This window comes from Enterobacter sp. BNK-16 (genome assembly GCF_048684955.1).
Classification (GTDB): domain Bacteria; phylum Pseudomonadota; class Gammaproteobacteria; order Enterobacterales; family Enterobacteriaceae; genus Enterobacter; species Enterobacter bugandensis.
In genome coordinates, this window is sequence record NZ_JBLQTQ010000001.1 from 4,223,165 (window position 1) to 4,248,815 (window position 25,651).

General features: G+C 47.1%; 22 protein-coding genes. All 22 read right to left on the reverse strand.

Annotated features, from left to right (window positions below; translation table 11 throughout):
• Positions 1-82 precede the first annotated feature (82 nt).
• Complete coding sequence (locus ACMGGH_RS20380) at positions 83-1,549, reverse strand: glycoside hydrolase family 1 protein (protein ID WP_232948460.1); 1,467 nt, start codon at positions 1,547-1,549, stop codon at positions 83-85.
• 57 nt (positions 1,550-1,606) lie between these two features.
• A complete protein-coding gene (gene rfbA / locus ACMGGH_RS20385) occupies positions 1,607-2,479 on the reverse strand; it encodes a glucose-1-phosphate thymidylyltransferase RfbA (protein WP_028013773.1) in 873 nt (290 codons plus the stop codon).
• A 48-nt stretch (positions 2,480-2,527) separates the two neighbouring features.
• Positions 2,528-3,538: a hypothetical protein gene (locus ACMGGH_RS20390; RefSeq protein ID WP_049137382.1), complete on the reverse strand. Its 1,011-nt coding sequence runs from the start codon at positions 3,536-3,538 to the stop codon at positions 2,528-2,530.
• A 1-nt stretch (position 3,539) separates the two neighbouring features.
• The gene (locus tag ACMGGH_RS20395; RefSeq protein ID WP_047367920.1) at positions 3,540-4,076 is read right to left on the reverse strand and encodes a serine O-acetyltransferase; all 537 of its coding nucleotides are present in this window, start codon (positions 4,074-4,076) and stop codon (positions 3,540-3,542) included.
• The gene (locus ACMGGH_RS20400; protein ID WP_047363181.1) at positions 4,069-5,217 is read right to left on the reverse strand and encodes an O-antigen polymerase; all 1,149 of its coding nucleotides are present in this window, start codon (positions 5,215-5,217) and stop codon (positions 4,069-4,071) included. The genes ACMGGH_RS20395 and ACMGGH_RS20400 overlap by 8 nt, the downstream gene beginning before the upstream one ends.
• A gap of 1 nt (position 5,218) precedes the next feature.
• Positions 5,219-6,193, reverse strand: coding sequence for a glycosyltransferase (locus ACMGGH_RS20405; protein ID WP_028013777.1), 975 nt, complete (start codon positions 6,191-6,193; stop codon positions 5,219-5,221).
• On the reverse strand, positions 6,180-7,439 hold the full coding sequence (wzx, locus tag ACMGGH_RS20410; protein ID WP_232948459.1) for an O45 family O-antigen flippase: 1,260 nt from the start codon (positions 7,437-7,439) through the stop codon (positions 6,180-6,182). Before wzx ends, ACMGGH_RS20405 begins: the two co-directional genes overlap by 14 nt.
• Positions 7,432-8,250: an NAD-dependent epimerase/dehydratase family protein gene (locus ACMGGH_RS20415; protein ID WP_232948458.1), complete on the reverse strand. Its 819-nt coding sequence runs from the start codon at positions 8,248-8,250 to the stop codon at positions 7,432-7,434. Before ACMGGH_RS20415 ends, wzx begins: the two co-directional genes overlap by 8 nt.
• Positions 8,247-8,786 (reverse strand): dTDP-4-dehydrorhamnose 3,5-epimerase, encoded by a 540-nt coding sequence (gene rfbC / locus ACMGGH_RS20420; protein WP_028013780.1) that lies wholly within the window; start codon positions 8,784-8,786, stop codon positions 8,247-8,249. Before rfbC ends, ACMGGH_RS20415 begins: the two co-directional genes overlap by 4 nt.
• A gap of 81 nt (positions 8,787-8,867) precedes the next feature.
• Positions 8,868-10,754, reverse strand: coding sequence for a nucleoside-diphosphate sugar epimerase/dehydratase (locus ACMGGH_RS20425; protein ID WP_047363176.1), 1,887 nt, complete (start codon positions 10,752-10,754; stop codon positions 8,868-8,870).
• A 38-nt stretch (positions 10,755-10,792) separates the two neighbouring features.
• Positions 10,793-11,353 carry a sugar O-acyltransferase gene (locus ACMGGH_RS20430; protein WP_072058741.1) on the reverse strand — a complete coding sequence of 187 codons (561 nt, stop codon included), beginning with the start codon at positions 11,351-11,353 and terminating at the stop codon, positions 10,793-10,795.
• A complete protein-coding gene (locus ACMGGH_RS20435; RefSeq protein ID WP_047367925.1) occupies positions 11,354-12,388 on the reverse strand; it encodes an MraY family glycosyltransferase in 1,035 nt (344 codons plus the stop codon).
• Positions 12,388-13,332: an NAD-dependent epimerase/dehydratase family protein gene (locus ACMGGH_RS20440; protein WP_232948457.1), complete on the reverse strand. Its 945-nt coding sequence runs from the start codon at positions 13,330-13,332 to the stop codon at positions 12,388-12,390. The genes ACMGGH_RS20435 and ACMGGH_RS20440 overlap by 1 nt, the downstream gene beginning before the upstream one ends.
• A 51-nt stretch (positions 13,333-13,383) precedes the next feature.
• Positions 13,384-14,466 (reverse strand): dTDP-glucose 4,6-dehydratase, encoded by a 1,083-nt coding sequence (gene rfbB, locus ACMGGH_RS20445; protein ID WP_049137379.1) that lies wholly within the window; start codon positions 14,464-14,466, stop codon positions 13,384-13,386.
• 352 nt (positions 14,467-14,818) lie between these two features.
• Positions 14,819-15,715 (reverse strand): GalU regulator GalF, encoded by an 897-nt coding sequence (gene galF / locus ACMGGH_RS20450; protein WP_048957548.1) that lies wholly within the window; start codon positions 15,713-15,715, stop codon positions 14,819-14,821.
• A gap of 176 nt (positions 15,716-15,891) precedes the next feature.
• Positions 15,892-17,283: a colanic acid biosynthesis protein WcaM gene (wcaM, locus tag ACMGGH_RS20455; protein ID WP_232948456.1), complete on the reverse strand. Its 1,392-nt coding sequence runs from the start codon at positions 17,281-17,283 to the stop codon at positions 15,892-15,894.
• Between the two features lie 12 nt (positions 17,284-17,295).
• Positions 17,296-18,516 carry a colanic acid biosynthesis glycosyltransferase WcaL gene (wcaL, locus tag ACMGGH_RS20460; RefSeq protein WP_232948455.1) on the reverse strand — a complete coding sequence of 407 codons (1,221 nt, stop codon included), beginning with the start codon at positions 18,514-18,516 and terminating at the stop codon, positions 17,296-17,298.
• Positions 18,513-19,793, reverse strand: coding sequence for a colanic acid biosynthesis pyruvyl transferase WcaK (wcaK, locus tag ACMGGH_RS20465; protein WP_048957546.1), 1,281 nt, complete (start codon positions 19,791-19,793; stop codon positions 18,513-18,515). Before wcaK ends, wcaL begins: the two co-directional genes overlap by 4 nt.
• Positions 19,794-19,810: 17 nt before the next feature.
• Complete coding sequence (gene wzxC, locus ACMGGH_RS20470) at positions 19,811-21,289, reverse strand: colanic acid undecaprenyl disphosphate flippase WzxC (protein ID WP_232948454.1); 1,479 nt, start codon at positions 21,287-21,289, stop codon at positions 19,811-19,813.
• A 1-nt stretch (position 21,290) separates the two neighbouring features.
• Complete coding sequence (gene wcaJ, locus ACMGGH_RS20475) at positions 21,291-22,685, reverse strand: undecaprenyl-phosphate glucose phosphotransferase (protein WP_041909129.1); 1,395 nt, start codon at positions 22,683-22,685, stop codon at positions 21,291-21,293.
• Between the two features lie 46 nt (positions 22,686-22,731).
• Complete coding sequence (cpsG, locus tag ACMGGH_RS20480) at positions 22,732-24,102, reverse strand: colanic acid biosynthesis phosphomannomutase CpsG (RefSeq protein ID WP_059355550.1); 1,371 nt, start codon at positions 24,100-24,102, stop codon at positions 22,732-22,734.
• Between the two features lie 109 nt (positions 24,103-24,211).
• A complete protein-coding gene (gene cpsB, locus ACMGGH_RS20485) occupies positions 24,212-25,648 on the reverse strand; it encodes a mannose-1-phosphate guanyltransferase (RefSeq protein ID WP_045328100.1) in 1,437 nt (478 codons plus the stop codon).
• Between the last annotated feature and the right edge of the window lie 3 nt (positions 25,649-25,651).

Consider the following 25,651-nt stretch of genomic DNA (forward strand, 5'->3'; position numbering starts at 1 on the left):
ACTCAGAAATCGAGAGCAGAGGTAGGTAATTATGGTCATTAATACACTTTAGCCATAACAAAAGCATGGCTTTATCAAGTGGTCATTTTTGCGTCGTTGAAATACATTGCTTTTTATATTCTTTAATAGTTTTCTGGTAAATATAATAGCTTAACTTAGGTATACGTTTCAAATTCTTATCATCGAAATCGACACCAATTATTCCAAATCTATTTTTGTAACCCCATAACCACTCGAAATTATCGAGCAAGCTCCAAAATAGATAGCCCTGAATATCCAATCCTTCCTTTTTTGCATTCATAACGGCAGTAACATGTCTCTTGAGATAGTCTGCTCTCAACTTATCAGAAATGACCCCTTCCTTAAGTTGTTCATCAGCTAAACCAAAACCTGCACCATTCTCAGTAATAATGAAGGTAGGATGAGCATATTCGGCATCAATCTTTTTCATCATTGTAACCAACGCCTCAGGAGAAACAGGTCCGTTGACGGATGGTTTTTTATCTGGGTTAGGGACATTACCTATTTCAAACGGTTCAGATTTATCATACCTAACCAATGTTGGACCATAATAATTTACGCCGATGAAATCAGGTTTTCCTTGGGTAATCAATTCCATATCTTGAGATGTGGGCTTAAATTTAGGATATGCTGATTGATACATTTTCAATACTGAATCTGGATATTTTCCCTTATATAGAGCATCGAGAATCCAGTTGTTGTGGAGATCGTTACATAACTGCTCAGTAGTACTATTTGGATGTCCATTATCGATGCAAGGAGATAAGTTTAACGCAATGCCAATACGTCCATCATATTTAGCCTTATGGTAATTACGTACCACCATCGCATTTGCAATCAAAAGGTTGTGTAATGCTACCGCTTGTTTTCCACGAGACGCTACGGACAAAACGTCACGGTATCCGTCTGGTTTTTTTTCAATGAGATTTGCTGCAAGGGGTTCAAGAGTAAAAACATAGCCTTCAGGCTCATTAAAGGTAATAAAATTATGACTTTTATTACCAAAATTCTCAAAAATTACTTGCGCAAATTTTTCGAACCACACTGGTGATTCAGGGTTAGACCAACTACCTTTTTTATAAAGCGCTAATGGCATGTCCCAGTGGTAAAGTGTAATCACCGGCTCAATATTAGCTTCTTTTAAGTCAGCAATAAGTTGGTTGTAATATTCTAATCCCTTTTTATTTACCGTTACACCGTCAGGCATGACCCTGGACCAGGATATGGAGAAGCGGTACGAATTGACACCTAATTCTTTCATGAGTTGTATATCTTTTAGATAGACATCCCGAGAAATTTGATTGGCTGCAACATCTCCATTTTCAACGGTACCAATAGTATATTTTGTTACTTCATTATGAGTAAAATAATCCCAGTTTGAAGGACCCTTTCCACTCTCATTCCAGCCACCTTCAACCTGGTAAGATGAGGATGCCGTGCCCCAGAGAAAATCACATTGTTGTTTTTCACCAGAGAATGCAGGAGGTAAAAGAAGCGCAGAGGTAAGGAAAAAATATTTTGCTTTCATTTTATAATCAAAACCTGATAGCTATTAAGGGTATGATATTGTTAATTTTATGAATCGCTATTTGCTATTTTTTATTAAATTGAGCAAATACTGGCCGTAATTGGTCTTGCTCATTTCATTCCCGTAGGTCAGGACCTCACTCTCAGTGAGCCAACCGTTACGGTAAGCAATTTCCTCCAGGCAGGCGATTTTGAACCCTTGTCGCTTCTCAATAGTATGAATAAATTGTGATGCTTCGATTAAACTGTCATGGGTACCGGTATCGAGCCATGCAAAGCCTCGTCCCAGTAATTCTACCTGAAGATTTCCCTGTTCGAGATACATCTCATTCAGCGTAGTAATTTCAAGTTCACCGCGTGCTGATGGTTTAACGCGTTTTGCCATATCAACCACGTTTGCATCATAAAAATATAGGCCAGTAACAGCCCAGTTGGATTTAGGTGCAGCTGGTTTTTCTTCTATACTTAATGCCTTGAAGTTTTCATCAAACTCTACAACACCAAAACGCTCTGGATCCATTACCTGGTAGCCAAAAACAGTAGCCCCGGCATTACCTGAAACAACCGATTCAAGTTTCCTACCAAAACTCTGCCCGAAGAAAATATTATCACCTAATACTAAGGCACATTTATCACCAGAGATAAACTCTTCACCAATAATGAATGCTTGCGCAAGGCCATCAGGAGACGGCTGAATTTCATAGGACAAATTAATTCCGAAACGACTACCATCTCCTAACAAACGTTTAAAAGAAGGCAGATCTTCAGGTGTTGTGATTAAGAGAATATCACGGATACCCGCAAGCATAAGCACCGACATTGGATAATAAACCATAGGTTTATCATAAATGGGTAAAAGTTGTTTAGAGACTCCACGTGTAATTGGGTGTAAACGTGTTCCTGAACCGCCAGCAAGAATAATACCCTTCATTCTACTACCTCAATACTCTTAAGCTAAATTAGAATTAATATCTTTCAATTAAACAACATCTTTTCTGATATCAGTTGAGCACAATGTTTTTACCCATGAGTCTACGCTATAACGCGAAATTGCATCCGTATGCTTTTCATCATACGGGATATCAAAAAAAGCAGAGTCTATATAAATATTTTTGCGGTCTATAAAATAAAAATTTTCAGATGCATAAAAGTCGTAGTCCTTAACTCTGCTATTAGTAGTTATGAACTTCCTCTTTAGAGGTAAGCATTCTATTGTTCTCATCGTCAAACCTGTCTGCCGGGGATGCTGGATGTCAAGCACAGCATCAGCACCAGAGAAGAATGACGCAATCTGTTTTTTATTTCTAGAGCGAAGTGTAAAACTAAAGAGTCTGTATTTAATGACATCTTTTATATTGGTAAGAATAAAACCAGCCAATACAACAATAGAAGGAAAATAAAGCACAAACCTTAAATCATATTCATTTTTATATTTCTCATAAATTTCCCCTAATAGCTTGTATCTGTCACTATGTACGGTACCGAGGAATGCAATACTTGGCTTAACGTTCTTTGCTGTTTTTCTTGTCGCTGTGCTTACAAAATCGGGGGAATAAAACAATGGCAAATGATCCATAAAATCATATTCTCGAGCATCATTATCATCAAAGGTAAACACTCGGTCAAATAAGTTTAGATACTCCTGAATATGAGGGTAATTTTTAATAGAATCCCACGCGTAGTAAATGAATTGAGCACTCTTATATTTATTTTTGAATTTAAGTAGATTTTTTCTATCGAGAGACTCACCTTTAAGCACTATAACATAGTCGTAATCATCTCTTGTTTGAAGCAATATCCTCTCAAAATACGCGTCTGAAATGCGTTTAAGGAAATTATTATCTTTCCAGAGCCTAAGTAAAATTTTAAAAAAGACGTTATTAAATGGCTTTTCATCGAAATAATCAACGGTGGCACCGGCTCGCCTTAATCCATCAGATATTTCGGTTTCATAATTAAAAAAGCGAGGACATAAAAACAGCACTTTCATTTTAAATACTCTTCTTCACAATGGCCGGAATGCCTACAAGTAGCACATTGTCATCACAGGAATGCATTACAACAGCGTTAGCCGCGACAATAACATTGTCACCAATTCGAATACCACCAAGAACCTTAGCCCCAGATGCAATTACTACATTATCACCTAAAACAGGGCGATTAGCGTGATTGAATGGAATATCGATATTTTTCGCACCCAGCGTAACTTGCTGGTATATTGTTGCGTTAACACCAATTTTAGATGCGCCAATAACAATACCCTGCGAGTGTGGTATAAATAAACCACCACCTATTTCGCAGTTTGACGCAATTTCAACCCCAAAAACAATAAAATTTATTAGCGAAAAAATCTTTCCTAAAACAGGGATTCTTTTCTTATAGCAAAAATGACTCATGCGGTATAAAATAACTGGAGTCATTTTCATTCCGATAAAAGCTGAAATTATACCTAAAAGAGAAACTTTTGATTTATTACGCCCACTCAGTTTGTAATATCTCCGTACATCTTCCTTAACTAACTCAAACATTAGGATGACTCCCTGTAAATATTTTAATTCTCACAAGAACAAGAGTTACAATAAAAAGTAAGAAATATGTCTGAATAAAAAATAAATTATAAAAGCCACTAAATATTGCGCACTGCATTGCAATCGCATAAGGAAATAAACTAAAACGATATGACTTTAGCAAATTCTTGTAGGCAATACTGAAAAGCAGAAGTAAGCATGTCACCACAATTAGGGAGCCCGCGATGCCAAGATCGGGCATTAGCTTTTCAAACATTGTTGAAACGTTGGCATTATCATCTACTAATGCCATGGTATCATGGAATCCTAAATCACTATAAATGAGATTTCGGATAACACTGGGGAAAAGATCCTGGAAGCTTGTAAAATCGTATACCGGCACTATATCCGCAAAGTTATAGGCGAGATTTGCAAGACCCGCAGTAACATAGACATAAAACCATGTAAATCCTGAAGGCAGACTCGACAAAAATTGGCCTTGTGGTGACAACAAATATTGATACGGATTTTCTGCGCCCCTGATATCTCCTACTGCTCCAAAAAGTAGAACTATTGTCACAACTGACAATACAGTATAAACAAACATCTTTTTCGTGAATTTTTTATAAATAAAGAATAAAAAGAATATTTCTACGAGACCAGACATCAGAATACCACGTCTGAAGACCAGCATTTCCCAGATGCTCATTAACAGAATTACCAGAAGTATACTTTTCCGTTTTGATAAAAGAAAATGATAATATAGTGACGGAAAAACAAAAAGGAATAGCATATTAACTATCCCATGATATGTTGGTATGCCGAACTCGGTATAGTTATAGCCGCCCCTAAATTGCATAATCATTGGGATCCCACCAGCAACAACCACATCAGGTATTATTGCAAAGCACCAAATGATGAGCCATATTTTAGTCGCCCGCCAAGATGGCATAATATCTTTAAGACGAACATGATTAATACTGCCAGGAGTGATAAATGGAAGTGAAAAAATCAACCCCAGAACAACATTGATTGACAAAAACACCATCATCTCACTTGAGAGAGGGCTAATATTAGTCGTCAATCCAAGCGAATATAAGAAAATTGTAAACAACCAAATTGAAGCATATACAAACCCTGGGGACAATAAAAAAATACTCATTCTACATCCTCAGCTGTCGAAGTCTTCCACCTTCAATATATGAAAGTGCCAATACGACTTTATATACAAAATCGGGTATTTTAATCGTTTTTGAATCTAATTTATCACACAAGCAGAGCAGAATTTTTCGTGTCGTTGTTATTGGAAGAATATGTATAGCCTTTATGAGTAGTTTACTAAGGAGTTTTGTATCTTCCAACATCACTTCGTAAGATGAAAAGAGACTGTCCTTCACGCATTCCGGATGTTTTTCTTTCAAAACAGGGAAAGATTTTGACGCATATACAACCATTCTTTCCGAAGCTCTGCGCAAAGTTGGGGTATCACTGTCTTCTGCTCTTGCATCGGGTAAAAAATAAAAGTCATACTTTGCTTTTGAAACTCGGATGCCAAGTTCCTCATCTTCACAGCCGTAATGATAGAAAGTTTCATCAAAACCGCCAATTGTGTCAATTATATCACGCGTCAGGATAATGCCGTCACTTGCGAAGAAACGAGTGCTTATAATTCCTTCAGGCATGTTACGCGCCCCCAAATAACGACTGTCAAAATAGCGGAGGTAATTGCTGGTGTTGAGTCTGGCGGGATCGATTCGTATGTTAATTCTGGCTGCTGTATAGCTCTTATCATGGAAAAACGAAACGATCTTTTTTAATGCGTTAGGTTCAAGCAGATTGTCGATATCAATAAACATTATCAACGAATTTGTCGCGAGAGAAATACCCACGTTACGGGAAATTGCCCTGCCAGAATTTATTTGGTTCCTGTGGAATAAAAAATTTATCTTATCTTTAAACGCTTCCGCATACGAGCCTGCGATTTCTGCAAGTGAAATTGGGCTACAATCGTCAATAAGGATTAATTCGACAAGGTTGTTTGGATAATCAATATTCAGTATAGCATCCATGAAGCGCTTAACTTTCGATGGTTCACAGTAAGCAGGGACCACTATTGAAATCTTATCATTGTACTGCACTAATGCACCTCGTAGAATAAATTATATTAAAGGCGTAGACTACTGCTAAACCGATGACGATGTTACTCACCCCCATATAATGGAAAATGGCAGGAACAATAGCCACTACCAGGCAGAAGGCTATCAACCACTTAATAGCTAATTTTTTTAACTGCTTCATTCTAATTAGAACCATACTGAGCAACTGATCTATAGCTAATATTGGTGTTAACCAGACAAATGTTTTTAAATAACTATATGCGTAAACGAGTTTTGCACCATAAAGGACGTGAATAATCATGTCGGCAAGAATTGTTGTAAACAGTGCGCCAGCACAGGTTACTGAAAGCGTAGCGAAAATACAGAACGGCAATTTTCTTTTTATTGTTGTAATATCAATAAATTTAAATATAAAAATTGGTGCGATTGCCTGAACAAACAGAATACATATTGCATACCAGTTATCGACTAACTGAAGTGCTGCTGCATAGTTCGAATACGTTTCTCCAGAAATTTTTCCTTCGAGATATACTCGATCAAATTTCATGGTGACCTGCTGCATAATCAAACAAAACCATACGGCGACACCAATCTTAAAATACGAAAAAATCTCAGAATCAACCTTCACGAATTTAAATCCTGTAGCTTTTCTGAAAGTATAAAAGATAAAGCCACAAGGTAAAAGTGATTCTATAACCCATGCCACCCAAAGATAATTTATTGGCAATTGATTCCTTACACCAATATAAATGACAATGAGTTTAATTATTGCAGCGAACATCAGCACGAGGCAAGGTAACTTGAGACGAGCCTGGCTTTGGTACCATGTTAAACCTACAATAAAAGTTTCTCGTAATGCAACAGATATGGCCAAACCAATAATGAACTGTCTGGACAGTCCACTGGCAGCAAAGATTCCCCATGCCACCATGCACAATGCAACGAAAACTCCTGCCGCTAGACGCAATAAAATCACGTTGCTCATAGTGGAGTTTATTTTTGATGGTGTATCCAGCAATTTAGGAATAACCACCTCAGCCCCACAGATCCATGTGCCTGTCATGAATATAGCCAGAATAACGAGAGAATATTGCCAGCTACTGAAATCACCAAAATTATAATGATTTATCAATAATCTGTTAATAATAATAATGATAACGAGTTGAGTGATTCTCTCGAGGCTAAGATAAAAAAAGTTCACAAAGACTTTTCTTTTATCTTCATCCGCCACATTTTTTTTAATGGCTGATAAGAAAAAATTAGACATCTGTCATATTCTTTTTAAAGTTATCGATCATTATTTCTATATCAGACAATACATTTTTATAGACATGGCCGAACTCATTTATAGTTCTGGTATTATCCGTAGGAGGGAAATACTCACCTTTGAAACCTTCATGCCATTTGATCTTACAGCCAGTTTTACTTGCAATTAAATCTGCAATATCAGATGCTTTGGTATTTACACCAGAAGCAATGTTATAGATCTGATGTTCATTCTTACGGCTGATGAGGTAAATCATTTCTGCAACATCCGTAACTGAAACATAATCTTTTGCATATGCAGGCGCAACATACATATCAATATGTTTATTCGAAATTGCATTTCTTATTATGCTTGGCAGGAATAACTTACTTTTTAACGCCAAACCGTAAACGTTACTAGGTCTGACAATAATCGTATCTCGGCTGCTTTTAAGGCATAACTCTTCACTTACCAGTTTAGTAAGGTTAAAAAGTCTTCGGTTATCGCTGCTGCATACCGTAAGATTATCATTTTCCGACGCGCTATCTTGTTCCATATATACGCGCGTTGATGAAATATAGATTAATTTCGAGAACTCAGCGCGTTCCAAAATTGATGCCAGCAACTCGGTGTTTGATTTATATACATCAAATGGTGTGTTTGCACAATCACCATTGCCAGCAGCATAGATGACAATGCCCAGATCTCTATCAAAAAGAGTCTCATCATCGCGTGGCGGGACTTCAACTTTTTCCCCCTTAGCCAGAAGGTTTTCCACGATTTCACTACCAATGAAACCACGTCCACCGATCACTGTATAATGTGCTTTCATAACGTTTTCTTATACTCAGCGAGTGTAATTAATTTGATGTCTTTTTCAGAGAGGAGTGGTGATGTTATCGGCCAGTCAATGGCAATATCCGGATCATTCCAGATAATCCCACCTTCATCCTTTGGATCGTAAAAATCAGTACACTTATAGTGGAAATCGGCATAATCGCTTAATACGCAGAATCCATGGGCAAACCCAGGAGGAACGTACAACTGGTTATTCTTCTCGCCTGAAAGAAGTACACCAACATATTGGCCAAACGTATCAGAATCTTGGCGAAGATCCACTGCAACATCATAAACTTCACCGCTGATTACGCTAACTAATTTACCCTGAGGCTTCGTTTTCTGGAAATGCAGTCCACGTAGAACATTTCGACTCGAACGTGAGCGATTATCCTGTACAAAAGTACCTTTAATTCCTGCATCTTCATATTTTTCTTTATGCCAGGCTTCAAGAAAAAAACCGCGAGAATCACCAAAAACCTTAGGCTCAATGATCACACAATCTTTTAAAGGTGTTTGAATTACGTTCATTATAAATCCTTCGGTGGGAAAGAATCTCTTTCCCATCTACTTTGTGAGTTAATTTCAGATTTTGGTACTGACTTAAAATACTTAACTGTTGTTTTCTTTCCAGAGTAAGTCACAGATGTCATCAGTAGGATTAAATGCAGTAGGTGCATTTAGCAATATTTTGCGCACCCGTTCATAATCAAAGTTGCGACATGAGATATCCAATTCTGCAAGAATATTTTTCATTTCACTCCACGGAAGCATGACTTCATTAGCCGTTTTAATTCGTGGATGTTGTGTTATAGAGACGTTATCGCCTATTAAAAGCTCTTCATAAAGCTTCTCACCAGGCCGCAGTCCCGTCGTTTTGATAGCAATATCACCATAAGGATTTTTATCATCACGGACGGAAAGTCCCTGCAAGGCAATCATGCGGTGGGCGAGATCAATAATTTTAACCGGGTCGCCCATATCCAGCACAAAAACATCTCCCCCACTACCCATTGCTCCAGCCTGGATCACAAGCTGCGCTGCTTCAGGAATGGTCATGAAATAACGGGTGATATCAGGGTGCGTTAATGTTACCGGACCACCAGCAGCGATTTGTTTTTCAAATAGGGGGACAACCGAACCGGACGAACCTAACACATTCCCGAACCGGACCATGCTGAAGCAGGTTTTACTCGATTCTGATGCCAGGGCCTGCAGAATCAGCTCCGCCATACGCTTTGTTGCACCCATTGTGTTTGTTGGCCGCACAGCTTTATCTGTAGAGATAAGAACAAAACTTTCGACGCCACAATTTTCGGCAGCTTGAGCGCAGCACAAAGTTCCAAAGATATTGTTACGGACACCGTCAATAACATTGAATTCAACTAGCGGAACATGCTTATAGGCTGCCGCATGGTATATAGTCTCAACGTTAAATGCCTTGATTAGCCTTTCAAGATGTTCCATATCCTGAACGTTACCTAAAATTGGGTAAATCTTAGTATTCAAGGATTGTGTCAGAATTAAATTTCTTAGCTCAGAATCGATAGAATAAAGTGAGTATTCTGATAACTCGAAAAGAATTAGTTGTGAAGGTTTATTTTTGATTATTTGTCGGCATAGTTCAGAACCAATAGACCCTCCTGCGCCAGTGACCATGACCGTTTTATCAAGAATATTCTTTGAGACTAATTCAGGGATCGGTGAAACAGGGTCGCGACCTAACAGATCGGTAATTACTACTTTACGTAAAGCATCGATTCTCGCTTTTCCTTCAACCAAGTCAACCATTCCCGGAATCGAAAGCACCTCACAAGGTAGTCCTTCGAGGGTAGAAATCACCTCATTTTTTCTCGCACGGCTGGCACTTGGCATCGCCAGCAGAATTTTCTTAGCCTCATACTTCTCGATTAGCCATGCCAATTTTTCTGGCGAAAACACACTTACACCATGGATAACCTGCCCCTGTAATGAGCGATTGTCGTCAACAAACGCAACGGGATAGTATTCATCCATCTGACTCAACGCGGGAAGTAACTGTCGTCCTGAAGCTCCGGCCCCATATATGATGACGCGGGTTCCCAATTTTAAGCCACGATTAACTAGCATTCTCATTCCAAGGCGCGAGCCCGCCACAAGCAATACCCCGAACGAGAAATAAATAAAGGGGATGGTTCTTGGAAGATAGAGGTTTGTGTAAAAAGCGGCAATAATCAGGAGTAACGACGAAATTAGCATTCCAAGAGAAACAACAAGCAGTATTTTCGCGGTTATGTAACGTATTACAGCTCTATAAAGTCCAAGTTTTACAAAGATGGCAAGAGTAATTACTATTATTGATGTGAGCAGTAACCAGTGGGATACGCTAGTTAACGGTGTCATAGAATCAATACGAACCCAAAATGCAAACCAAAATGCACACGTTAACAAAACAACATCAATGGAGAGTGTAATAATCCGTTTTATTGGTCTTGGCAAAGAAATTAAATAAGTTAGCATACTAAAAACTAGTCGCCTCGTTAAAGCTTGCTATTAATTTATAAAATAGTACCGGGAGGGCATATGGCATGCTCATCCACTGTTGCACTATATCCACCCACTGTTCCCGCTTGCAGAAAAGCCGATCTCCCAATATTCGCACCACCGGCAAGATGCACGCCAACCCCTAAGTGGGCAAAATCACCAAGAGTCGAATCATGATCCACCGTCGAATGACTATTAACTATCGTACCTGCCCCTAAGGTTGAGTTTGCGCCAATAACTGCACCGGCTAAAACTACGCTCCCGCTCCCCAAGGTAGCGGACGGACTCACAAATGCAAAGGGGTGTACCAGCGTTGTAGGAGTAATACTTAAACTTTGAAGCTGATGGTGGAATACTTCTCTTAGCTTATTATTGCCAATGCCTATAGCAATATGTTTGGCAGTGTCCGCATAGAGATTAAGATCTGATGTTTTCCCAATAACATGAATCTCTGAAGTATTTAAGCACGATTCATTATCATCGAGGAATACAATCTTTTCATATCCCAAAAGTCTAGCAGTTTCGTACAGCGTACGTCCATGCCCTCCAGCTCCTATAATGATCAGATCATTCATTTATGCATTCTCTTTGTCTTTGACTCCAGCCCCACATTTGAAAGCGATAAATATCAATGGTAGCCACGCGATGATGATGCCAACAATTCCATCAATTTTTGCAGAAACGATTAAGTATGCAATTGGGAACAACCACACAATATTTATTGCAATCGCCGCCAATGTTACCGGAACATGGCTCTTATATTTGCGGGCAAGAATTTGATAGCAATGGCTTGCATGTGCTTCATAAACTTTTTTACCAGCCAGTAATCTTCTAAGCAAGGTAGTAGTTGCATCCACAATAAAAATGCCAAGCAGACAAAGTTCAGCGAACAAGACATGTGAATCTAGCTTTGCAAAATAAAGAATCATCAGGCCAATAGTAATACCTAAAAAACCACTTCCAGCATCCCCCATGAAGATCCTTGCCACAGGGAAGTTCCACACAATGAATCCTGCGGCAGCCCCAGCGAGAGCCAGTGCAATCATCGTCATCGCATCAGGAGAACCAGCGTTTTGGCTAAGCGTTATTATAACGACACTGCACAGAGAAAAAGTAATGGCTTGAGAGCTTGCAAGACCATTAATGCCATCCATAAAGTTATATAGATTCAACATCCACACAAGATAGACGCTTCCTATGATTATTCCAAACCATGACAAAGATACGACATAGCCAAATATATCAATATCCGGAAACGTTCCTAAGAAATAGAGACCTATTGCTGCTGCTAAGAAATGCATCAGCAAACGCCAGCGCGCAGCAATGTGTCCATGATCATCGAGAAAACCGATAACCGCAATCAATAAGCCCGGCACGAAGAAGCCTAAAAATGTCTCATAAGAGATATGTTTTGTCAGTACCAACCATAGTAATGCAGCTAATAATGTTAATACTATAGCAACCCCTCCACCGCGCGGCGTCGGCACACTATGTGAGCTTCTTTGGTTTGGCTGATCAATCACATTATTCTTGATGGCATACAACCTTAAACCCCAGGTCATCGCGCATGAGATAAAGAATGCAAAAACGACAATCCCCAGATACAACATTATTTTTTACCTTCAATAAAATTCTTCGCTGTTTTTAACATCGTTTCCTGCAACGTAACGGGTGGAGTCCATTGAAGCTGTTCCCTTGATTTCGTTGAGTCGACTTCCAGATCGCCATACAGTTGGTCATATATACTTTTTTTCCTCATTGCTGAAAGAAAAATTTTAAGTAATGCCCGAGGGAAATAAACAATCCGCGCTGTCATGCCCATCCCGGTAGAAAATGCCGTAATCATTTCTTCAGTTGAAGGATGCTCCTGGTCAGCCAAAAGATAAAGTTCATTTTTTGACTTTTCATTTGTTGTACATTCGCTTATAAAGCTCACAACATTGTCCAGTGAAACAAGGGCGCGCTTATTTTTTACTGACTTAAAAGGCAGAGGCAGGTTTTTAGACACTAACTTTAATAAGCGTTGAATATTACCCGGAGCATTTGGACCACAGATTAAAGCCGGACGAACGATTGTTATTGCCATATTACTACCTGAAAATGCCTTGAGAAGGCTTTCCTCGGCTTCCAGCTTGGAAATAGCATAATCTGACGTTGGTCTGGCAGGTGTCGATTCACTGAAAGGGATTCCCGATGTGGAATTACCATTTACTCCAATTGAACTGACGAAGATGAAATGTTTTACGCCACAGTTTGCAGCGTCATTAGCTAATTTCATTGTCGCATCATGGTTGACACGACGAAATTCTGTCAGCGCATCTTCAGCATCATCTTTAAGGATATGAGCTCTTCCTGCGGTATGAATGACAGTATCACAACCTTGTAAAAGCGTAGTCCAATTCGTTTGAGCCGAAATATCGCCAAGATTATACATTCCCTGTTCAATATTTTCTTCTCGACGCGTAGTGAAAATTACCTGGTGACCTGCTGATCTTAACGTTTTGACTAAAGCAGTACCGAGAAATCCAGTTCCCCCAGTCACTAAAATTTTCATTGTCGTCCCCTATCAGCTAATTAACCATATAAATATCGAGGCGGACAGCCCTTAACGATTTTGATAATTTTGTACAATCCAGGTCTTATAATTCCCGCTTTTAACGTTTTCTACCCATGTCGTGTTTGCCAAATACCATTCAACTGTTTTACGAATCCCACTTTCAAATGTTTCCGCAGGCTTCCAGCCAAGCTCAAGTCCAATTTTCTCAGCATCAATCGCATAGCGGCGGTCATGGCCCGGACGGTCAGCAACATAGGTAATCTGATCGCGATACGACCCCTCTTTAGGCACAATCTCATCCAGCAGATCGCAAATCGTATGCACCACATCCAGGTTTTGCTTTTCGTTATGTCCACCAATGTTGTACGTCTCCCCCGGTTTCCCTTGGGTGACCACGGTATAGAGTGCACGCGCATGGTCTTCAACATAGAGCCAGTCGCGGATTTGATCGCCCTTGCCGTAAATAGGCAGCGCTTTGCCGTCCAATGCATTCAGGATAACCAGCGGAATCAGTTTTTCCGGGAAATGGTAAGGGCCATAGTTATTTGAACAGTTGGTGACGATGGTCGGGAAACCGTAGGTACGCATCCAGGCACGAACGAGATGATCGCTGGAGGCTTTTGACGCTGAATACGGACTGCTGGGCGCATACGCGGTAGTTTCAGTAAAGAGTGGCAGCTCAGTTGATGCAGGATGCTCATCAGGATGCGGCAAATCTCCATACACTTCGTCGGTAGAGATGTGATGGAAACGAAACGCTTTCTTCGCCTGCTCATCAAGCGTGGACCAGTACGCACGGGCGGCTTCCAGAAGCACATAAGTGCCGACGATATTGGTTTCGATAAACGCAGCCGGGCCCGTAATAGAACGGTCAACGTGGCTTTCAGCAGCCAGATGCATTACCGCATCAGGCTTATGATTTGCAAAGATCCGATCCATGGCGTCTTTGTCGCAAATATCGGCATGCTCAAAGGCATATCGGTTGCTATCACTAACTTCTGTTAGCGACTCCAGATTTCCGGCATAGGTGAGCTTATCTACATTGACGACATCGTCCTGTGTATTTTTAATAATATGTCGCACAACCGCTGAGCCGATAAAACCAGCCCCGCCCGTCACAAGAATTTTCACGTTATCTGTTCCGTCTAGTGTATATGTCTGGATACTGGGGTTCTGAAACCTGAGTGTTTAATAATGGTTTCAGAAATTGAGCACGCTACCGCCCCTGGCTTAACAGCTACCAGTGCACTGAGCGATGTTTGATTAATGATTTTGCTTGTCTGGTTACAGACAAAAACAGGCGTTAATTGTCGTCCTAAACGACCAGAGAAACAAGCACAAATCGCTACAAAGCTGCTGAGATTTGAATCAGATAACCCTATGTAATCATTAAAATTAATAACAAAAAACGGCAGTTATCATTTTGGTTATGTCTCAACACCAAAAATGATAACTGCCGTTTGTTCTGGACGCGGAAGGAATATCAGTCGTTAGCCAACAGCTTCTCAATCCGGTTTCTGAACTTCGCACCTTCCTTCAGGTTGCGCAGCCCATAGTTCACAAACGCCTGCATGTATCCCAGCTTCTTACCGCAGTCGTAGCTGTCACCTGTCATCAGCATTGCGTCAACGGACTGTTTTTTCGCCAGTGCTGCAATTGCATCGGTCAACTGGATACGATCCCAGGCGCCTGGCTCAGTTTTTTCCAGCTCCGCCCAGATATCGGCATTCAGGACATAACGGCCAACCGCCATCAGATCTGAATCCAGCGTCTGCGGCTGATCGGGTTTTTCGATGAACTCAACGATGCGGCTCACCTGCCCTTCTGTCTCCAGCGCTTCTTTTGTCTGGATAACGGAGTACTCGGAAAGATCGCCCTTCATGCGTTTCGCCAGCACCTGGCTACGGCCGGTTTCATTGAAACGAGCCACCATTGCCGCCAGGTTGTAACGCAGCGGATCGGCTGAAGCGGTATCGATGATGATGTCCGGAAGAACAACGATGAATGGGTTATCACCCACTACCGGACGGGCACACAAAATCGAGTGACCCAGACCCAGCGGCTGTGCCTGACGCACGTTCATAATGGTTACGCCTGGCGGACAGATAGACTGCACTTCTGCCAGCAGCTGGCGTTTGACGCGCTGCTCAAGCAGCGCTTCGAGTTCGTAAGAGGTGTCGAAGTGGTTCTCAACCGCATTCTTGGACGAATGGGTAACCAGGACGATTTCTTTGATCCCTGCAGCAACAATCTCGTCGACGATGTATTGAATCATCGGTTTGTCGACGATCGGCAGCATCTCTTTAGGAATGGCTTTAGTGGCGGGCAGCATATGCATGCCCAGGCCTGCTACCGGAATGACTGCTTTCAAATTAATCATTATTTCTTCCACCTTAAAATGGTTGACGAATTATAGCTCTTAAACCTGTTTTCGCCAGCATGATTTGCCGTAATCCTCTGACAATGTTACGCCTTAGCCCCACAAATTTCTGTAGTTGTAATCTGAATAGATCACACTTCTGTGCCAGGAATAGTCTCAAAAAAGAAAGTTGTCGATTATCTGTGCGGAAGCGCAAAATTCAGCCTTTCCACATTCACTACCTGCTGATCCACCCGGTCAATATCCACTGAACTCTGCCCCTTCTCATTCACCGCTTTGATGTTCGCCAGCGACAGCAAGGTTTCGTCTTTGGCCATAAATTTACCCCGCACATCTTTCCGCAGGTCGAAGTTGATCTTCAGCGCGGGGCCAATAGCTGCCTCCTGCATCACGTTGATATTACGTAAGAAAAGATGCTGCGGCTTATTGTGCAGCTCAAGCGTCGCCCGCTTCATCTCCACGTTGGTGATCGCGACAAAGGAGGTCGCGTTACCGGATGAAATTTGAATTCCGCGCAGCTTATACGCTAGCTGGCGATTATCGAGGTGAATATTGTTGAGCTTGAAGTTCTGGGGTATGGACAAATAATCACCTTTAATTACGCCATAGCCGATTAACATTCCGGCACTGTTGACCATGTCGACATTATCAATAATGAAATTATCACAGCCATAAATGGCGACCGTTGCGTTGTCTATACCCGCCTTTTTACTGAAATCGGGGGTAATATTTTTGGCCTTTATATTGCGGATAACAAAGTGTTTCCCGTTCTCAACGTGCACCAGCTGGCGACAGTTGCTGCCGGTGATATTTGCCACCACGAAGTTCTTCACGGTTTGCTTTTCCAGGTAGTCGTTATCGTAGGTGCTGCCGGCGAGGCCGATGCCGATGCCCCAGTTGATCTTGCCGTTGGTGCAGTTGATGTTATCGATCACATGATCGGAGATCAGAATATTGCGGTCATTGATGGCAACGTTCCACTCGATCGCATCGCCCTGCAGATGACTGAATTTGCTGTTGGTGATCCGGGCGCCATCAACCTGATTGTGAAAGCCCTGGCGCAGGATGGCGTAGTTGGCCTGGCTCACGCTGATGTTATCAATCACCAGATTGCGCATCACGCGCGGTTTCTTGCCGCCAATGTAAATCTGCGTCACCGGCCCAAATCCGCTCATTGCCAGCCCTTTGATCGCGCAGTCCGAGCCGCGAATGTCGAGCGTGATGTTCTCCGTGCGCCCGCTGCCTTCACCGATCACTTTGCAGCCTTCCTGCAGCACAAAACGCCCACGTCCGTTGCCGGATAACGCTCCGCGGATCAGCAGCGTTTTACCGTCGGGAATGAAAATGCCCGTATTGATGTTTTCGCAGGTAAGTCCGGCCGGGACAACGACGGTGTCACCGTCCTTAAACGCCTGCTTAAAAGCGGCGATCCAGTCATTGTTATTGTACTGATTAATGGAGACCGTCTTTCCGCTTGCCGCCCGCGCCATGCGGGACGACAGCAGCGGCGAGGCCGCCAGAACAGACAGAGAAGAGACAAAGGTGCGTCGGGTAATCTTTTTCAGCATACAACCTCGGCGTTACAGCGTTTGCAGCAGGCTCGCTAACTGGCGATTGATTACCTGCTGGTTAAAATCGGTTTCAACTTTTTGTCGGGCATTCTGGAGCACAGGCTCCAGCGCCTGCTGGTCGATGTCGCTGAAGGCAGCCAATCGATCCGCAAGAGCCATCGCGTTATTCTCCGGCACCAGCCAGCCGGAATGATCAGATTTGATCAGCTCCGGGATCCCGCTGTGCAGCGTCGATACCACCGGGATCCCAACGGCCATCGCCTCCATCAGCGCAACCGGAATGCCTTCCATATCGCCATCGGCGCCCGTTACCGAAGGCAGCAGGAACACGTCCGCCTCATCGAGCATGGCTTTAACCTCGTGGCTCGGCTTGAAGCCCGGCATCTCCACGACATCATCCAGCTGATACTGTTCGATAAGCGTGCGCAGACGACGTTCCCACGGGCCAATGCCGAGAATGCGATAGTGGAACGCCACCCCGCGCGCCTTCAGCTGTCGGCAGGCTTCGATGGCCACGTGCAGACCTTTCTTCTCGGTCAGACGGGCTACGGAGATGATCTGCAGCGGTTTTCCCGGCACCTTAACCGGGCGGCGAGTGAAGCGCGTTAAATCCACGCCCATACGCGACACGGCAATTTTCTCCCCCGGACAGCCCATGCTTTTCAGTCGTCCGGCCCACAGGTCGCTGATGGGCAGCATCATGTCGCCGCGGCGGAAAAGCTCCTGATACTCCGGCGTGTAGTGGTTCAGCACCTCGCGGCTGGAAATGTCGATACCGTGGAAGATAGTCGCAATTTTGCCATCAATTACGCCAAGCTCACGCAGTTTCGCGGCGGTGACCCCCGCCGGGCCAAAGTGGGCGATAAACACGTCGGCACGATACGGCTGCGCCGTTTGCCCGCAGATGGCCGACAGAATTAAATTGCGAGATTCCGATCCATAGCGGGAAACGTTCAGCGCGCGCCACGTCGACGCGCGGTGGATCCCGCGTAACGTCTGGCTGGCCCGGTAGCGTAGCTTGCTCAGCTTCCCGGCCGGTTCGTCCTGCAGCCAGCGGGTCTTGGCCTCCAGCCCATACTGGGTATACGCCGCATGGGTATTTTGGGTGTCGCCCTTTTGCAGGGCAACGATCTCCACGTCATATCCCATATCGATAAACGCGGTGATTTGGTTCAGGACAAACGTTTCAGACGACAGCGGAAATTTCAGTAAGAAGAAACCAACCTTCATTTCCCCTCCCGCACGCGGTCAAGTACCGACTTCACCATGTCAATGCCCTTCTCGCGCTCGGCTTTCACCGCCACCGCCAGGCGTTCATTGATCGCGGGCAGTTGACCCAGGGTGTCCCCCACCATTGCACCGAGCGATCCGTCCAGCAGATGACGAATATCCACGGCCATCTCCGGCATGCCAAGCTGCTGCATAATCCCGGCGGACTTGTGCTCATAGTTAATGGCGATGGCCGGCGTGCCAAAGTTCATGGAGATAATTGCCGAGTGCAGACGGGTACCCACGGTCAGGTCGCAGGCTGCGAGCAGTTTGCCCATCTCCAGGTCGTTCAGCTCGTCCATCACCACGTGGTAGCGGGACGGGTCGTTCACCAGGTTGCGCAGGTTCAGCGCCACCATGCGGTCATCTTTGTTGTAGCTGTCGATGCCGGTACAGGTTGAGAGCGCCAGCACCTGATAACCGCTGTCCAGCACGCGATTCACCACGTCGGCGAACGCTTTCTCATAGGCTGCCTGGGTGGTGCCAAGACGCTTATCGAACGGGGCGAGTTCACGCAGGGTAATCGCAACGGTTTTCTGTTTCGCCGTCACGTCGAGCCAGTGCTGCACCGCGTAGCTCGGCTGGAAGTTATTGTCCTGGTGATCCACCAGCCAGGCGGTATCCACGCCGTGTTCTACTTTAGAGGTGTCAATTTCGCTACGCTTCATCATGTCGAGGCTGACCGATTCGCGCAGGATCAGCGCGTCGCAGTGGCCAAACACATAATTTGCGAGCTGGTTAAACTGCGGATCCTGGAACGGCCCGACGCTGTGCCCGATCATAAACAGCGGCTTTTTCGCCATGAACGTGCACAGCGCATGCTCAAACTGCGGCACGCCGTAGAGATCGACGAAGAACGAGCCGCCGACCTGAATAATGGCGTCATAGCCGGAAAGCAGACGCACGAAGTCCGTAAAGCCCTGCGCGATCGCGATGTTACGCAGCCTGCCGGTGTCGGTGACGCGGGAAAGCAGCACCTGATGCTGGTAGCGACGGCGCAGCACTTTCTTCACGCGCCCCATCACGCCCGCGGCGTTGTTGTGCTGTTTCATCTGGCTGTAGAGCGGGTCGCCCATCACCGGGCGGTTCAGTAACCAGGATGAGCTGACCGGATAACGGCTCATCACGTCCACTTCAGTCTCAGGCTTAAGGGTGTTAATTGCATCCAGTAAACCGCGCAGGATGGCGCTGTCGCCACGGTTGCCGCAGGTATGGTTGCCAAGAATTAATAATTTCATAATGGCCTCTTAAAGAACTAGCCTGCGCGAAGCAGCGTTTTCATTTTTTCGTTACGGCAAAACTGGCGCTTCATCTCTACCACCAGCGCGTTGCGCGACAGCACAATCATCACGCCAAACGCCAGCGCGCCCGCGGCAACCTGCACCGCCAGCAGCGCGGCCAGCGGCAGATGCCCGCTGAGGATAATGCCCAGACCGTAGCTCACCGCCAGGGTCGGCAATGAGAGATAGAACGGCAGCCACAGGCTCAGGATGTACTGACGGTAGCTGGAGCCCAGCACCGGTTTGATCATGATGAAGTAGCTCAGAACGGTATTGACGATCTGCACCAGCAGGAAGCCCAGCGTGACGCCGATGGCGCCCGCCATATGCCCACCGACGATAATCGCCGGAATAAACAGGAAAGTTTTGAACACGTTGAACTTAAAGCTGATATCCACGCGCGCCTTCGCCATCAGCAGAGAACCAATCGGATTGCCCACGGAGCGCAGCAGCCCCACCACGCACAGCAGCTGCAGGATCGGGATAATGCCGTTCCACTTCTCGCCAAACACCAGCGGCACGAAGTTGCTGGAAACCACCATCAGCCCCAGCAGCACCGGGAAGTTGATAATCCCCACCACGGAAAGCAGCTTGTAGAAGTTGACGCGCAGCTTCTCGGTGTCGTCCTGAATCTTGGCGAACGCCGGGAACAGCACGCGGGTGATAATGGGGTTCAGCTTCATAGGAGGAACAACCGCAACGTTATAGGCCAGGTTGTAGCCCCCCGCCACGCTCGCGCCCAGGATGCGCGCCAGCACCAGCGTCGAGAGGTTGGTATTCACATAGTTAATAATGCTGTCCGCCGTCAGCCACGCGCCAAAGCGCAGGTTGGACGAGACGGACGCGAGAGAGAAATGCAGCCCCGGACGATAAATCTTGCGGCCAAAGTAGCCGAACAGCAGCGTACGCACGGCAGAGTTAACCAGGTAACCGAGGATGGCGGTCATCGCCAGCGGCCAGAAATGGGCGCTCACCACGGTAAAGGTAAAGCCCGCCAGCACGGCGCTGGTCTCGATCATGCCGATCTTGTTGAACTCCAGCTCTTTCTGCATCAGCGCGCGGAACTGCTGCCCGTGCGGGATCACCACAAAGGCAAACGACAGCGTGCGCATCAGCGGGGCGAGATCCGGGTTGTGCAGCACGCTGGCGATGGTGTCGCTCAGGAGGAACACCAGCACAAACACGAAAATTCCCAGCCCCACGTTCAGCCAGTAGAGCGTGGTCAGCTCGAGATGGCTAATCTCTTTACGCTGGATAATGGAGTTGGCGATACCGAAGTCAGACAGCGTGTCGGCCAGCGCGATAATCACCAGCGAGACGGTCAGCAGGCCGAACTGGTGGTTATCGATAATGCGCGCCAGCACCGTAATCTGCACCAGGCCGAGGCCAATGATGACGATGGTCGCCATCGCTGACCACTTGGCGCCGCTGATGGTTTTTTCACGTAAGCTCATCTTAGTACGCCGCTTTGTTCACGAAACCTTTGAAGATGGTCAGAAAAACAATCTTGATATCGAACCAGAGGCTCCACTCGCGGATGTACTCCAGATCGAACTCAATGCGTTTTTCCATTTTTTCCAGCGTGTCGGTCTCGCCGCGCCAGCCGTTGATCTGCGCCCAGCCGGTGATGCCCGGCTTCACCTTATGGCGCAGCATGTAGCCTTCAATCAGCGAACGGTACTGCTCGTTATGCGCCACCGCGTGCGGACGCGGGCCAACAATCGACATGCCGCCGGTAAAGACGTTGATGAACTGCGGCAGCTCGTCAAGCGAAGTGCGGCGCAGGAAGTTCCCCACGCGGGTGACGCGCGGATCGTTCTGCGTCGCCTGGGTCACCACTTTGTCGTTCTCCATCACCTTCATGGAGCGGAATTTCCACACCATGATCGGCTTACCGTCCATGCCGTAGCGGGTCTGACGGAAGATAACCGGGCCGGGAGAGCTCAGCTTGACCGCCAGAGCGATGCAGCACAGCACCGGGGAAATAAGCAGTAAGATCAGGGAAGAGAGTACGATATCTTCCACGCGCTTGAGCACGCGGTTAATACCCGACAGCGGCGTGTCATACAGCGGTACCACCGGTACGCCGTTCACCTCTTCAATGCGGGAGTGCAGAATGTTGAAGGTAAACACGTCCGGGATCAGGATCACCGAACAGGTGGTGTCCGCCAGCTCGCGCATCAGCTGCTTGATGCGGGTTTCGTCTTTCATCTGCATGGCGATATAGACGTTATGAATTTTTCCGGCCTTCGCGTCTTCAATAAGCTGCGCGTAATTGCCCGCCCAGTCCGCAGGCACGCCGCCCGGCTTCGCGTCGTGGTAAATCCCCACCACTTCAAACCCTAACCACGGCTCTTTGCGGAAGCTGTCGAGCAGCACTCTCCCGACCGGTAAATCACCCGCCACGGCGACGAAACGACGGTTATAGCCGCGGTTACGCAGCCAGCCCGCGCCAAAGCGGATCAGGGAACGGCACACCACCATGCCGACGCTGGTTAACAGGTACCAGCAGAGATAGGTCACGAAGCGGTTGTCAAAATCATGGCTGAACGCCACCAGACCGGCGCTGAAGATCAGGCTCAGGGTCCAGTTCTGCAGCAGCAGCATCAGTTCGGTGGTCATTTTCACGCCGCGCCACGAGCGGTAGAAATCGGTCATTCCGCCGATCATCTGAAACACAACCAGCGCAATCAGGGCCATCAGAAGATGCATATATAAGAACGGCAGCCCGCTGATCCGACACACCGCCCACAATCCACCGACCATGATGGTGATATCAGAAAAACGCTGCACCATAGAGATTAACGATGCATTCGTTCTCGCTCGTTCGCGTTTTTTTAGATTCGTCATCGTTGTTCCTGTATTCGGTTCCCCCTCCCGCCGGGAGGGGCAATTGTTACTGATTCAACAGCGCCAGAATGTCCTTCGTTCGGGCTTCCATCAGCGCCGTATCAGCGCGGGATTCCACGTTCAGGCGCACCACCGGCTCGGTGTTGGACGAACGCAGGTTAAAGCGCCACTGCGGGAACGCCATGCTGATACCGTCCGTACGGTCAATCTCCAGCGCGTGAATGGCAAAGTGCTGTTCAACGCGGGCAATCGCCTCGGCCGGCTGCGCCAGCTTGCTGTTGATCTCCCCGCTCGCCGGGAAGGCCGCCATGCGGTCGCGCACCAGCTCGCCCAGGCTCTGCCCTTTCAGGCACAGCAGCTCGGTCACCAGCAGCCACGGGATCATCCCGCTGTCGCAGTAGGCAAAATCACGGAAATAGTGGTGGGCGCTCATCTCGCCGCCGTAGATGGCGTCTTCTTCGCGCATGCGCTCTTTGATGAAGGCATGGCCGGTTTTAGACATCACCGGCTCGCCGCCCGCGGCCTTCACCACGTCGACGGTGTTCCAGGAAAGACGCGGATCGTGAATGATCTTCGCGCCCGGGTTTTTCTCCAGGAACGCTTCCGCCAGCAGGCCAACGATGTAGTAGCCTTCGATAAACTGCCCTTTCTCGTCGAACAGGAAGCAGCGGTCGAAGTCGCCGTCGAAGGCGATGCCCATATCGGCACCGTGCTCGATCACCGCGTTACGGGTGTCGTCGCGGCACTCCGGCAGCAGCGGGTTAGGAATACCGTTCGGGAAGTTACCGTCCGGCGTGTTGTGTACCTTGACGAAGGTCACCGGCACATTCAGCGCCTTAAAGCGGGCTTCCAGCGCATCGACAACCGGGCCGGCCGCGCCGTTACCGGAGTTGATGACCAGCTTCAGCGGCTTGAGGTTCGCCACGTTGATGTAGCCCAGCAGGTGGTCGATGTACTCTTTCTGCAGGTTAATCTGCTTGTAGCTGCCGCGCTTCGCCTCGTTCACTGGCGGGAAGTCGTTGGCTTCCGCGAGGCGCTGCACGTCGCGCAGACCGGTGTCGCCGCTAATCGGGCGGGCGCCCTTGCGCACCAGCTTCATGCCGTTGTAGTCCATCGGGTTGTGGCTGGCCGTCACTTCGATACCGCCGTCCACGCCGAGGTGGAAGGTGGCAAAATAGATCTCTTCGGTACCGGACAGGCCGATGTCCAGCACGTCCACGCCCGCGTCCTGCAGCCCTTTTGCCAGCGCCAGCTTCAGGGATTCACTGGTCAGACGCACGTCGCCGCCCAGCACGATGGTCTTAGGTTTTAAATATTCGCCGTACGCGCGGCCGATGCGCCACGCGATGTCTTCATTCAGCTCTTCGCCCAGCTTGCCGCGAATATCGTAGGCTTTAAAACAGGTTAATTTTTCCATGATGACCCCTTTTTCAGGCAACAGTTGGCCCTGACCACTTAATGGCCAAATTTATTTTTGTCATTCGTAGGCCCGGCAGGCGCAGCGCCGCCGGGCATGATGCGGCGTGCTACACGCGCCCGTAGCGATCCTGGAAGCGCACAATATCGTCCTCTTCCAGATACGAGCCGGAGCGCACCTCAATTAAGTCGAGAGGAATTTTTCCCGGGTTTTCCAGACAGTGCGTGGCGCCCAGCGGAATATAAATGGACTCGTTTTCACCCAGCAGCTTCACTTCGCCGTCGATGGTCACTTTGGCCGTACCCGCCACCACCACCCAGTGTTCAGCGCGGTGATGGTGCATCTGCACCGACAGCCCCTCGCCCGGCTTCACGGTGATGCGCTTCACCTGATAGCGCTCACCGGCGTCGATGGAGTCATATTTGCCCCACGGACGGTACACTTCACGGTGAATGTGGTGTTCGTGACGGCCATCGGCCTTGATCTTCTCAACCACTTTTTTAACGTCCTGCACGGCGTTACGGTCGGCAATCAGCACCGCGTCTTTGGTCTGGACAACCACCAGATCCTTCACCCCGACGGTGGTGACGAGGCCAGACTCGGCATAAACGTAGCTGTTTTCGGTTTTGTGGCTAATCACATCGCCGTGATGGACGTTACCCTCCGGGGTATGGGCGCTGATCTCCCACAGGGAGGACCAGGAGCCAACGTCGCTCCAGCCTGCATCCATCGGTACCACCACCGCGTCAGCCGTGCGTTCCATCACAGCGTAGTCGATAGACTCTTCCGGACAGGCGAGGAACGCCTCTTCATCCACGCGGATAAAGTCGAGATCCGGGTCCACCACCGCCATCGCTTTTTCGCAGGCGTTCAGAATATCCGGGCGGTATTTGCGCAGCTCTTCGAGATAGCGTCCGGCGCGGAACAGGAACATCCCGCTGTTCCAGTAATATTCACCGCTGGCGACATAGGCCTGCGCGGTTTCGAGATTCGGTTTTTCGACAAACTGCGCCACGTCAAACGCCACGCTATCGCCCTCACCCGGCGTTACGCTGCCGCGACGGATGTAACCGTAGCCGGTTTCCGGCAGATCCGGCACGATGCCGAAGGTCACCAGCTTGCCGCTCTCGGCGTAAGGGATCGCGGCACGCACCGCGTCGCGGAATGCGTCTTCCTGCTGGATAACGTGATCTGCCGCCAGGACCAGCATCAGCGGGTCACAGTCAGGGCTGCTGCGTTTTGCCGCCAGCGCCGCCAGGGCGATCGCGGGCGCGGTATTACGTCCGGCAGGCTCCAGGATGATGTTTTCCGTGAGCTTGTTCAGCTGGCGCAGCTGCTCGGCAACGATAAAGCGGTGCTGTTCGTTACAAATCACCACCGGGCTTTCACACTCCACGCCGTGCAGACGGTTTACCGTCGTCTGCAGCATGGTGAGATCCCCTTTCAGGCAGAGGAACTGTTTTGGATAGAGCACGCGGGACAGCGGCCACAACCGGCTACCAGAGCCACCAGCCATCACAACCGGATACAAAGTGGTTTGACTCATGAT